Source organism: Phaeodactylibacter sp. (assembly GCF_040219495.1).
In the GTDB taxonomy this organism is placed as follows: Bacteria; Bacteroidota; Bacteroidia; order Chitinophagales; family Saprospiraceae; genus Phaeodactylibacter.
Genome location: NZ_JAVJSK010000066.1, coordinates 23,494 through 34,391, shown reverse-complemented (window position 1 = coordinate 34,391; position 10,898 = coordinate 23,494). Strand labels below are relative to the sequence as shown.

At 48.7% G+C, this 10,898-nt stretch carries 11 protein-coding genes; 6 read left to right on the top strand and 5 right to left on the bottom strand.

Features of this window, described 5'->3' with window-relative positions; translation table 11 throughout:
- Nucleotides 1–140: 140 nt before the first annotated feature.
- The 5 genes from RIC19_RS09665 to RIC19_RS09645 form a co-directional block, all read right to left on the bottom strand.
- Nucleotides 141–1,052: a helix-turn-helix domain-containing protein gene (locus RIC19_RS09665; protein ID WP_350178105.1), complete on the bottom strand. Its 912-nt coding sequence runs from the start codon at nucleotides 1,050–1,052 to the stop codon at nucleotides 141–143.
- A gap of 52 nt (nucleotides 1,053–1,104) precedes the next feature.
- On the bottom strand, nucleotides 1,105–1,926 hold the full coding sequence (locus RIC19_RS09660; protein ID WP_350178104.1) for an SDR family oxidoreductase: 822 nt from the start codon (nucleotides 1,924–1,926) through the stop codon (nucleotides 1,105–1,107).
- A 6-nt stretch (nucleotides 1,927–1,932) separates the two neighbouring features.
- Nucleotides 1,933–2,424 (bottom strand): hypothetical protein, encoded by a 492-nt coding sequence (locus RIC19_RS09655; protein ID WP_350178103.1) that lies wholly within the window; start codon nucleotides 2,422–2,424, stop codon nucleotides 1,933–1,935.
- Between the two features lie 21 nt (nucleotides 2,425–2,445).
- The gene (locus tag RIC19_RS09650; RefSeq protein WP_350178102.1) at nucleotides 2,446–3,315 is read right to left on the bottom strand and encodes a DJ-1/PfpI family protein; all 870 of its coding nucleotides are present in this window, start codon (nucleotides 3,313–3,315) and stop codon (nucleotides 2,446–2,448) included.
- Between the two features lie 213 nt (nucleotides 3,316–3,528).
- A complete protein-coding gene (locus tag RIC19_RS09645) occupies nucleotides 3,529–4,317 on the bottom strand; it encodes a nuclear transport factor 2 family protein (RefSeq protein WP_350178101.1) in 789 nt (262 codons plus the stop codon).
- Nucleotides 4,318–4,549: 232 nt separating this feature from the next.
- Here RIC19_RS09645 and RIC19_RS09640 point away from each other — a divergent pair, with 232 nt between their 5' ends.
- The 6 genes from RIC19_RS09640 (at nucleotide 4,550) to RIC19_RS09615 (ending at nucleotide 10,763) form a co-directional block, all read left to right on the top strand.
- Nucleotides 4,550–4,987, top strand: coding sequence for a winged helix-turn-helix transcriptional regulator (locus RIC19_RS09640; protein WP_350178100.1), 438 nt, complete (start codon nucleotides 4,550–4,552; stop codon nucleotides 4,985–4,987).
- A gap of 62 nt (nucleotides 4,988–5,049) precedes the next feature.
- On the top strand, nucleotides 5,050–5,958 hold the full coding sequence (locus RIC19_RS09635; RefSeq protein WP_350178099.1) for an Rpn family recombination-promoting nuclease/putative transposase: 909 nt from the start codon (nucleotides 5,050–5,052) through the stop codon (nucleotides 5,956–5,958).
- 15 nt (nucleotides 5,959–5,973) lie between these two features.
- Nucleotides 5,974–6,165 (top strand): hypothetical protein, encoded by a 192-nt coding sequence (locus tag RIC19_RS09630; protein ID WP_350178098.1) that lies wholly within the window; start codon nucleotides 5,974–5,976, stop codon nucleotides 6,163–6,165.
- A 511-nt stretch (nucleotides 6,166–6,676) separates the two neighbouring features.
- On the top strand, nucleotides 6,677–6,919 hold the full coding sequence (locus tag RIC19_RS09625; protein ID WP_350178097.1) for a DUF433 domain-containing protein: 243 nt from the start codon (nucleotides 6,677–6,679) through the stop codon (nucleotides 6,917–6,919).
- Nucleotides 6,916–7,278, top strand: coding sequence for a DUF5615 family PIN-like protein (locus tag RIC19_RS09620; RefSeq protein WP_350178096.1), 363 nt, complete (start codon nucleotides 6,916–6,918; stop codon nucleotides 7,276–7,278). Before RIC19_RS09625 ends, RIC19_RS09620 begins: the two co-directional genes overlap by 4 nt.
- Nucleotides 7,279–7,514: 236 nt before the next feature.
- Entirely contained in the window at nucleotides 7,515–10,763 is a 3,249-nt protein-coding gene (locus RIC19_RS09615; RefSeq protein WP_350178095.1) for a VPS10 domain-containing protein, read from the top strand.
- The last annotated feature ends 135 nt before the right edge of the window (nucleotides 10,764–10,898 follow it).

Sequence of the window (10,898 nt, the reverse complement as noted above, 5' to 3'; positions counted from 1 at the left end):
CGGTTTTGTCATGAAAATCAAGGATTTATGGCTCTGGCGAAGTCACTAAATTTGAGTTTAGCGGGCTAAATGAAAATTTAGTGAGGAAGTCAGGTTCATAAAGCGTTGATTTGCAATAGAAACGAGCTCCAAACATGCTCTTAATTCAGGTTTCTGAATTCACTTGGGCTAAAACCGGTTTTTGACTTGAATAAGTTACTGAAGTGCTGAGGATATTCAAACCCCAGAGTATACCCGATTTCACTGATGGAGTGATTAGAGCTTAAGAGCATATTTTTCGCTTTCTCAATGACAAAAAGGTGTATGTGTTCCTGGGCAGTCTTTCCGGTTTCTTTCTTCAAAAGATCGCTCAGATAGTTGGAAGAGAAGCTTAACGCTTTTGCCAGGTACTGTACACTCGGTATGCCTGAGTCATGTAGTTGATCTGTTTGATAATAAGCTTTTAAAAGCCGCTCAAATTTTGAGACGATGTCGGTGTTGAGGTTCGTTCGGGTATAAAACTGACGGTCGTAGAACCGGGTACAATAATCCAGCAAGAGTTCGATGTTGGATATAATCAGGTTCTGACTGTGCTTATCCAAATTTTGGCTGTATTCCTTCACTATTTTATCCAGCAGGCCCTCTATCGTATCTAGTTCTTCCTCTGACAGGTGAAGGGCTTCATTGACATCGTAATTGAAAAATGAATACCCATCTATTTTAGCGGATAGGGGTGATTTCCTGATTAAATCCGGGTGAAAAGCCAATATCCAACCTCTGGGGTCATCTTCTGATTCCGGCATGTCGCCATCGGACACCGTAACCTGGCCGGGCGCAGTGAAAACCAAGGTTCCTTCTTCATAATCGTAGGAGTTTTTGCCGTATAACAAATTGCCACACCCCGGTTGCTTCAGCGTAACCTGATAAAGATTGTTGATGACTTTCACCCCTTTAAAATCGAATTGGGCGTTAAAGTCTTTGGTTAGCACTACCGTAACCAAAGGATGCTTTGGCGAGGGCAGCCCCATAGCCTGATGCGCCTGAGCAATTGAATTTATTTCATAGTAATCCATATGGTCACGTTTTTTACGGTTCAAACATACGAGCATATTTGTTGTGCGGGATTTACATCCCCATCATCTGTTTTTGCATAGCGAAGAATTCCTCATCAGACATCTTGTCTCTTGCCCCCAGCAATTGCTCGCAATCTGCACCAGCTCTGTAGCGTAGTTGGTCCGAACCGTCGGTTGCCGCTTCAAAAATAACTTCAGCAATCTGTTCAGGCTGCGTCATCGTTTCAGGATTCATAGCTTGTGCCATGGCAGCCATAAAAGTATTTACGAATGCATTGTATTCGCTGAGCTCCTGATTGTGCTGCATATCCAGGGACCGGCCTCCAAAATCGGTGGCAACGCCTCCCGGCTCAATTATCTTCACTTTTACGCCAATTTGTGCCATTTCCCATCGCAGGGATTCAGAGAAACCCTCCACAGCCCACTTGGTGGAATGATACAAAGGCATTAACGGATACGTCATTCTTCCGCCAACTGAAGAAATGTTGATAAACATTCCGTTTTTGTTTGCTCTAAAATGCGGCAATGCTTGTTGCGTTACATCGAATAGCCCCTGCACGTTCACACCAAACTGTCGAATGATGCTTTCACGGCTCGCAGATTCGAAGGTGCCCATTAGCCCATACCCGGCATTATTGAGCACCACATCAATATTGCCGAATTGCTCAATGCCTTCCTTAATGGCACTTTTTATGGTGTCTAATTCCAGTACATCAAGTTGGGTAACAAGTGTATGGTCGAGTGCATTAAGTTCAGTTTCTTTTTCGGGTGAACGCATGGTGGCGATCACATTCCACCCCTCTGCCTGGAATAACCTGGCAGTAGCTCTTCCGATTCCAGAGCTTGCTCCGGTAATTAAAATGGTCTTATTCATGCTTGTTTAATTTAAAAGTGATTCCAGGTAATTTTTGACCGAGAGGAAAGAAATGGACTCAAGAATTAATAGCCCTAAAAGGTAGATGGCTACACTGAAGGATACGCCTTTCCAAAAGGGCGGATGAATGAAAAACATCAAGGCCAGGATTAAAAGTATAAGGGTAACCGATAGCCCAAAAATGATTTTTGGTACGTTGCTGTGGACTTCGTGCATTCTTTCAACTTCTTGATTTTTGAATTCAACCTCATCTGCCTGATAGACCTCTATTTTCGTTTTCGACAGTTTATTCTGATTCAGTGTAAAACCCACTCCGCTGGCAATAAGGAGCATACTTATTACAAAAAAGCCATTTCTTAAACCCTGGGTAATCGGATTGAGCTGGCTAAGATGTAGAAGAACTGCTGCTACGAGAAGTAGTACGCCAAAAATAATAAACTGTATTCCTGTTGCTTTCTGGGCAGCGATGTAAGTTTCAAACTGCTTTAGGACTTCCATTTTTTAAGTATTAAAAGGTTATTATTGAACCTGCAGTTCTTTAAAAAGGGCGGCAACCGTTATCTTCCCCAGCTCATCACAAGCCTTGGGGCTATCTCCCGAAATGAGCTTCCTGTCAACGTGAGTGGCTCCCGTTATTTTATCGTTGATTACTTCAATGCCCTCTTTTTCTAAAGCTTCACACTGAAACCAGGTCAACTGCCCGGGCAGATAGCCCAGTGAAGGTGACTGCTTATCGAATTTATCCGGGAAAGCCACCATTTTATACCCTCTGTAGGGATTGGGTGTATTGCTTTGGTCTCTTGCTATCATAGCAGCAGGGCCATGACAAACGGCAACAAGGTACCGGTCAGAGACTTCTATCCAGCGGAGTAGTGTGCCAACATTTTCATCGTCCGGTAGCCCGACCATAGAGCCGTGCCCACCCGGAAGAAAAAGAGCGATGTAATCTGACTCCCCTTTTAAGGCATTGCCTGCAACGAGCGCTTTTAGGGAGAGAGGGGTGTCGAATTTGGTTTGATGTTCTTCCCGGAATGCCAGTACTGCCTTATCCTTTATGGGTACCGACCACTCTTCAAGGATAGCCGGCTTACCGGTTGAAGTGACTACATCAAAACTAAACCCTCCATTGACGAGATGCATTAATGGAACCATAGTTTCCTGCACATTATTTCCTGTGGAAAAGAGCTTTCCATTAGCCATTTCAAAGTAACGCTCTTCGGTGCACAGCACTAAAATCTTTTTGTTCCCTTTATACTTCCTGCCCTCAAAATCGGTCGCTTTGTAACCGCTTACTTTGTCTACACCAAACTTTCTTCCCATTGGGGAGGGGATATAGCCAGGGCCATTTTTTTCTTTGGTGGGTGCTATTCCGAGTACTTTTTTGATCATTGCGTTTTGTTTTTAACGGTTGTTCCACAAATATCAGTTGAGGGAAGTGAGGGCATTAAATGATTTCCCGGAAAAGCTAAATGAAATTACGGAAAGCGCTGCAGCCGGTATTTTTCAAGTCAGGCAAAGACTTCAGCCCCAATGGTCACCAAGGTACCCATTGAGGCCGGAGCCGTCACGTAACATTAGGAAAAGTACAGAAAAGCTCCTCCGTTAATCGTTCTTGAATCCAAACATCCCATTGTCATGCGCCAAACCCTCGGTGGGGATGGGCTGAATGACGTCCCAATGCTCTACGGCTTTTCCATTCTCGAAGCGCAGCAGATCGTAAAAGACGTTGGTGGTGCCGTTCCATTGCCCTTCGCTTACGGTAAGCACGAAGTTGCCCTCGCCCAGCACTTTGTGGATCTTAGTGTACCGGAACATGTTGTCCTGTGCAGAGAGGTATTCAACCGCTTCCACGATACCGGCCAATCCGTCCTTTATACCAGGATTGTGCTGATCATATTGCTCGGCACTGATGTAGTTAGTGATTTTTTCAGGATTCTTGCCCATTAGAATGTCTTCCACCATAGCTTTTGCCAGGGCCTTGTTCGCTTCGGTCTTGTCTAAGTCCGTTGGTGTTGTGGGGCCGTCCGTCTGCGTTCTCCCGCTTGCCGTTTTTGCAACCAATGGGGCCATGGCATCCCAATGTTCGGCTACCTTGCCATGTTCATCCAGCCGGATGATATCAAAGGAGACCATCTCGTCTGCCCCAAAGGGCTTGGCATTCCGCCAGATGTTGTGCATGAATACGTACTGGCCGTCCTGGAACATCCGGATATTCTCGGCAGTTGTGCCGTTTTCCTGCAGGACCGGCAGCATTTGGATGAAAGGCTCGAGCCCGGTCGGGATGAATGGGTTGTGCTGAATATAATCGGCATTGGCTAGTTCCCGCATCGTCGCCGGGTCATTTTGTAAAACGGCGCCAAGGAAAGTGCCTACTGTTGCTTTGGTACTCATGGTTGAAGGTTTTGCATTAGCGTGATCAGATGAAGCAGCCGCGGGGGACTGCGCTGTTGAAGGGCTGCAGCAGGCCAAAATGCCCGACAGCAGTAGAAGAGGTATTGCTTTTTTCATTGCTTGAAGTTTATTACTTTTGTTATGCAAGCAAAATTACAATTTAGCTTTCAAATTGCAAGTAAAAACAAAATAACTTTCATTTTGAAAGTAATATTTAACAGGAGCTTAACATATGCCACAGGATTTCAGATGCGACTGCCCGTTTACTTCAGCCCTCGACATCTTAGGGGACAAGTGGATGCTGGTGATCGTAAAGCAGATGCTGGTCGAAGGCAAGGAGACCTTCAAGGACTTTACGGAAAGTGATGAGGCCATTGCGACCAACATCCTTTCCACCAAACTCAAGTTATTGGAGGAGGTGGGGATCATCATCAAGACCAAACGACCGGGCAACAAAAAGACCAACCTCTATCTTCTAACGGATATGGGGCTCGCCCTGACGCCCATACTCGTGGAGCTGGCTACCTGGAGCGACAGCCACCTCAGGGGCCTGAACCCGTCTATCGTGGAGGGGGAAGCTATGGAGTCGATGCGCAGGGATAAAGCTGCATTCGCGAGTGCGTTGGAGCAGAACTACCGGGCAAAGCTGGCTTCAATGGTGTATGAATAAAAGTTGAAACAAAATAATTCAAATAATTTGAGCTTAATCTAATTTGTTCTTATCATGCCTGCATGATACGGCGCGATATACTCTGGAAAGGTATTATTGAGGAACTGGCAGAAGACTTCCTATACTTCTTTTTCCCAGGCCATATCCATTTAATCGATATCGGCAGGGGTTTCGAGTTTCTGGATAAGGATTTAGAAAAGATCATGCCGGAGGCTGACACCAGGCAGCGGCACGCAGATAAACTCTTCAAAGCGTGGCTGAAGGATGGGCAGGAGCAGTGGTTCCTGGTCCATGTGGAAGTTCAGGGGTACCCGGACGGGCAGTTCGCCTATCGCATGTTTCAATATTACTACCGCATATTAGACCGGTACAACAAGCCGGTCACGGCAGTGGCGATTTATACCGATACGCGGCGTGCTTACCACGCGGATACCTACCGAGTCGATTTTTTCAACACGGAACTAACTTACCGTTTCCAGTCGTTTGTCTTATTAGACCATACCCCGCAAAAGCTACGAAGCTCCAATAACCCATTCGGGTTTGCGCTGGAAGTTGCCCGGCGTGCATTGGATGAGCGTAAAAGTGACGATGACCGTCTAATGGTGAGTAAATTAGACATGCTGCGCCACTTGCTGACAAGAGGGTTAGATAAGGCAAGCATTAGGCGGCTGTATAACTTTATCACTTATTATACGGCCTTTCAAAACTTAGAGAATAAGCTTAAATTTGAAGATGAGGTTCAGAAAATTACGAAATCAAGGAAACCTATGGGACTAGAAGAAGCAATTTTGCAAGAAGTAAAGGAGCAGGGCATCGAGCAGGGCATCGAGCGGGGCATCGAACAAGAAAAGCGCCTGGTAGTCATCCGCACTTATGAAAAGGGGTTGCCACTAACCGATATTGCCCAAATCGCAGAGTTGTCCGTCGAGCAGGTTGAGCAGATCATACAAACCTACGAAGCGGAGAAGTGAGTATCAGGGAAAGCCATGGTACTAGAAGAAGCAATTTTGCAAGAAGTAAAGGAGCAGGGCATCGAGCAGGGCATCGAACAAGAAAAGCGCCTGGTAGTCATCCGCACTTATGAAAAGGGGTTGCCACTAACCGATATTGCCCAAATCGCAGAGTTGTCCGTTGAGCAAGTTGAGCAGATCATACAAACTTACGAAGCGGAGAAGTGAGTATCATGAAAAGCTATGGGAATTGAAGAAGCAATTTTGCAAGAAGTAAAGGAGCAAGGCTATCGAGCAGAACCAGTGTTTCAGCCCCCAATTGATCAGACCCGATTACAGGTCATAAACTGCAACTTTGATAATGGTAAAAGTTGATCTCGGAACTAAATATTGTTCATTTTTTTGATATTATACGCAGTACGAAGTGGTCACCTACTGGCGCTGACGGCCAGCACGGGGAACGATAAATGTCGGGCTTACAGTCCAGACATTCATCGTCTGGGATCTTGGATTTGCGACATCGGCCACTGACGAAGCATAGCTTGTCAGGACAGGCCGCTGATGAAGTCAAGCTTATCAGGGCAAGCGCAAGCCACTTCCCAGCGTAAATGCTGACCCTACTGCCTTTAAGGTGGTCAAGGCCCAAAGGCGGCGAGGCACGGGCAAGCATTGAGTAGGTTTGCTATGGCAAACCACTTAATCATCAGTATATAACTCTACATTAAGGAAACATGAAACCATGAAGAATACTGAACCAAAATACATAAACCGTATAACCGTTGACCCGGAAATTTGTCATGGGAAACCTTGCATACGAGGAATGAGATGGCCTGTAGAAGTATTGCTAGATATGTTGTTGTCCGAAATGAGTATTGAAGAGATCCTTGAAGATCATCCGGAATTAGAAAAGGAAGATATTTTGGCTAGCCTTGAATATGCTAAAATACTCGTATCTGGAAAAACCATAACCCTGGCGGCATGACATTTAAAGTTCTATGCGACGTTCATATTGCCTACAAGGTTGTGCGCTTTTTTGAAAGTAACGGACACGAAGCTATTCATATAAATGATATTCTTGATAGCTACCACACCAAAGATTCTGAAATTAGCCGTTACGCAAATGAAAATGGCTATACGGTGATGACTAAAGACGCAGATTTCCGGAATAGTCATCTTCTTAACAACTCACCAAGCAGGTTATTAAAAATTAGTTTAGGAAATATTTCTACCAAGAGATTGATTGAAATTTTGGATGCCAACCTCGATGAAATAGTGAGGCATTTTGAGGCCGAAAAGTGCTTCGTTGAATTAGGAGATGGTTTCATGGAAGTGATCAATTAACCATAAAACCAAATTTGGCTATTTTGCTAGTGACTGTTCAGCATACATGGAAAAATAAGCAGAAAATGCCCTGTTTTGCCCCATCCCTGAAGGGAGCCAGTGCATTTTCTGGCTTTGCACCCTTTAGGGTTGGGGCAAACAAAGGCAGAAAATGCGATTCACAGACTATGCTGAATAGTTACATTCGCTATTTTGCAGTTCTAATCCTCCAAAATTGTCAATCCAATCTTGTTCTAATGAAACATTGCTCCATACTCACTTTCCTGTTCCTGTTCGTTATTGCTGCCCCGCAGGGCTTTGCGCAAAAGAAGCCAACCGGTGGACAGGGCATCGACTCCAAACTGTTTGACCAGCTGAAATTCCGCAGCATCGGCCCGGCCTTTATGTCCGGCCGCATTGCCGACCTGGCTATTGACCCGACCAACGAGAACGTATGGTACGTCGCGGTGGGCTCAGGGGGCGTTTGGAAAACCACCAATGCCGGCACCACCTTTACCCCCATTTTTGACGATCAGCCGGTCTATTCCATTGGCTGCGTAACCCTTGACCCTAACAATCCTTACACGGTGTGGGTAGGGACGGGTGAAAATGTAGGCGGGCGGCACGCCGGGTTTGGAGATGGTATCTACCGGAGCCTCGACGGGGGCGCTTCCTGGGAGAATATGGGGCTAAAAAACTCCGAGCACATCTCCAAAATCATCGTCCACCCTGATGATTCGGATGTCATCATGGTCGCTTCGCATGGTCCGCTGTGGAGCCCGGGCGGCGACCGGGGCTTTTTTAAGTCTACGGATGGTGGAAAAACGTGGAAGAAAACCCTCGGCGATGATCAGTATACCGGCGTGACCGATATGGTGTACGACCCAAGAACCCCCGACCGTGTGTACGCCGTGACCTGGGAGCACCACCGCACGGTAGCGGCATGGATGGGCGGTGGCGAGAAATCCCGCCTGTACGTCTCCGATGATGCCGGCGATACCTGGCGGCAGCTGGAGAGTGGGCTACCCGAAGGCAAATGGGGAAAGACCGGGCTGGCCATTTCTCCCCAAAACCCCGATGTGCTGTACGCGGCTATAGAACTCAACCGCACCAAGGGCGGCGTCTGGCGGTCTGACAACCGCGGCGGCAGCTGGACGAAGATGTCGGATGCTGTAGCCGGTGCCACCGGGCCGCACTACTATCAGGAGATCTTTGCTTCTCCCCACAAGTTTGACCGCCTTTACCTGATGAACAGCCGCCTGATGAAATCAGAAGACGGCGGCAAAACGTTCACCAATATGGACGAAACCGCCAAGCATGGGGACAACCACGCCGTAGCCTTCAAAGCATCTGACCCCAACTACCTGCTGGTTGGTACGGACGGCGGCGTTTACGAAAGTTTTGACCTGGGCGCCTCCTGGCGCTACATGGAAAACCTACCGCTGACGCAGTTCTACAAAGTCGCAGTCGATGATGCCGAGCCCTTCTACAACGTCTACGGAGGCACACAGGACAACAGCACGGAAGGCGGGCCCTCCCGCACCGACAACCACCACGGCATCCGCAATGCCGACTGGAAGGTGGTCCTGAACTGGGATGGCCATCAGCCGGCGACGGAGCCCGGCAACCCGGATATCATGTACGGGCAGCGGCAGCAGGGCACCCTTTCCCGCATCGACCTGAAATCCGGGGAGGTCATTGACATCATGCCACAGCCCGGGGCAGGCGAAGACTATGAGCGCTACAACTGGGATGCGCCCATCCTGGTGTCTCCGCATGTACCGACTACGATTTACCACGCTTCCCACCGGCTTTGGAAGTCCACCGACCGGGGCGACTCCTGGACCGCGCTTTCCGGAGACCTGACCAGAGATGAGGAGCGGCTGGCGCTGCCCATTATGGGAGCGGTGCAGAGCTGGGACTCCCCCTGGGATGTAGGTGCGATGTCTAATTTCAACACCATCACCTCTATCGCGGTCTCGCCAAAAAACGCCTCGGTCATTTGCATCGGCACCGATGACGGTTTGATACAGATTACCTCCGATGAAGGTGCGAACTGGAAAAAGATCGAAGTCAACGCCCTCGGCGTACCGGAGCGCTGCTATGTCAATGACATCAAAGCAGACCTGTTTGACGAAAGTACCTTCTACGTAGCCCTGGACAACCACAAGGAAGGCGACTACAAGCCCTACCTGTTCAAAACAACGGATAAAGGCGCGACCTGGACTGCCATGTCTAATGGGCTGGGCGACAAAAACCTAGTCTGGCGCATTGTGCAGGATCATGTGGAGAAAGACCTGTTGTTCCTGGGCACAGAGTTCGGCGTCTATTTCACCGTAGACGGAGGCGCTCACTGGACGGAAATGAACGGGGGCATTCCCACCATCTCCTTCCGCGACCTCGCCATACAGCGGCGGGAAAATGATTTGGTGGCGGCATCCTTTGGCAGAGGCTTCTACATTCTGGATGATTACACCGCCCTCAGAAGCGTAAACAAGGAGCAGCTACAGGAAACAGGCAGCCTGTTTGAGCCCCGGAAAGCCTGGTGGTATATGGAGAAGTCTGTCCTTGACTTTGATGATGTAAGAGGCTCACAGGGCTCCCAGCTATTCGTGGCCCCCAATCCTGATTTCGGGGCAGTGCTGACCTACTACCTGAAGGAAGAAGTGAAGAGCCTGGAGCAGGTACGCAAAGCGCTGGAAGATTCGGTGACCACCAATCTTTCCTTCCCCGGCTGGGCGGCGCTCGAAGAAGAAACCCGGGAAATGAAGCCTTATGTCTACCTGGAGATTCAGGATACGGAGGGCCGGGTCGTCAACCGGGTAAAAGCCGACAATAAGCCCGGCTTTAACCGTGTAGCCTGGAACTTAAGAGTTGGAGGCTCCGGAACGCTGATGCTCGATGGCAAAGAGCAGTCCCTGACCGCCTTGCTTGCAGCCCCCGGCGACTACACGGCAACCCTTCACGCTTTTGAAAAAGGGAAAAGCCTCCGCCTGGCGGGCCCGGTAGATGTGAAGGTGGAACGCCTGGGCGAACCCGCACTGCAGGGCAAGCCGATGGAAGAGGTGGTCGCCTTCTGGCGAAAATACGAACAGCTGGCCCGGGATGTGAATACCCTTTCCATTCAGTTGTCCAATGCCCGCAAAGCCAGCGCCAATTTATTCCGGGCAGCATCAAGCACTGCCGTTGGTAGTGAAGTCCTGGAGCGCATCGCCGCCTTACAGGCAGGCCTCGATGCCCTCGATACGCAGCTCAATGGCAACCCCGCCAAAAATGAGATTGGCGAGAAAGGAAAGCCTACGATCGGCAACCGGCTTTTTGCACTAAACCGGGGTATTTCCACCTCTACCTATGGCCCGACGCCCACGCACCTGGAAACGGTTGGGATCATCACTTCGGAATGGCAGTCAATGAACGATAAGCTGATGCGTCTTAAAGGGGAGGCTAAGGAAATCGGAGCGCTTATTGTTAAGTCTGGAGGCCCCTGGGTGGAAGGGTTGGATTAAAATGCTGCTTTTCCCGGTTTAGGGTTCCGGAGGTGGCGTGCTGAGGGCCACCTCCGGAATTGGCGTTGCTATTATTATTGCCACTCTTATTGCAAAAAGGAATGAAATCTAATAAAGCTATAAAACTAAAACATC

Bases quoted from the DNA above. Each gene is read 5' to 3' on its own strand.
- RIC19_RS09665 (WP_350178105.1), bottom strand. From the start codon at position 1,052: ATGGATTACTATGAAATAAATTCAATTGCTCAGGCGCATCAGGCTATG.
- RIC19_RS09630 (WP_350178098.1), top strand. From the start codon at position 5,974: ATGGTACTAGAAGAAGCAATTTTGCAAGAAGTAAAGGAGCAGGGCATC.
- RIC19_RS09640 (WP_350178100.1), top strand. From the start codon at position 4,550: ATGCCACAGGATTTCAGATGCGACTGCCCGTTTACTTCAGCCCTCGAC.
- RIC19_RS09635 (WP_350178099.1), top strand. From the start codon at position 5,050: ATGATACGGCGCGATATACTCTGGAAAGGTATTATTGAGGAACTGGCA.
- RIC19_RS09660 (WP_350178104.1), bottom strand. From the start codon at position 1,926: ATGAATAAGACCATTTTAATTACCGGAGCAAGCTCTGGAATCGGAAGA.
- RIC19_RS09625 (WP_350178097.1), top strand. From the start codon at position 6,677: ATGAAGAATACTGAACCAAAATACATAAACCGTATAACCGTTGACCCG.
- RIC19_RS09650 (WP_350178102.1), bottom strand. From the start codon at position 3,315: ATGATCAAAAAAGTACTCGGAATAGCACCCACCAAAGAAAAAAATGGC.
- RIC19_RS09645 (WP_350178101.1), bottom strand. From the start codon at position 4,317: ATGAGTACCAAAGCAACAGTAGGCACTTTCCTTGGCGCCGTTTTACAA.
- RIC19_RS09620 (WP_350178096.1), top strand. From the start codon at position 6,916: ATGACATTTAAAGTTCTATGCGACGTTCATATTGCCTACAAGGTTGTG.
- RIC19_RS09615 (WP_350178095.1), top strand. From the start codon at position 7,515: ATGAAACATTGCTCCATACTCACTTTCCTGTTCCTGTTCGTTATTGCT.
- RIC19_RS09655 (WP_350178103.1), bottom strand. From the start codon at position 2,424: ATGGAAGTCCTAAAGCAGTTTGAAACTTACATCGCTGCCCAGAAAGCA.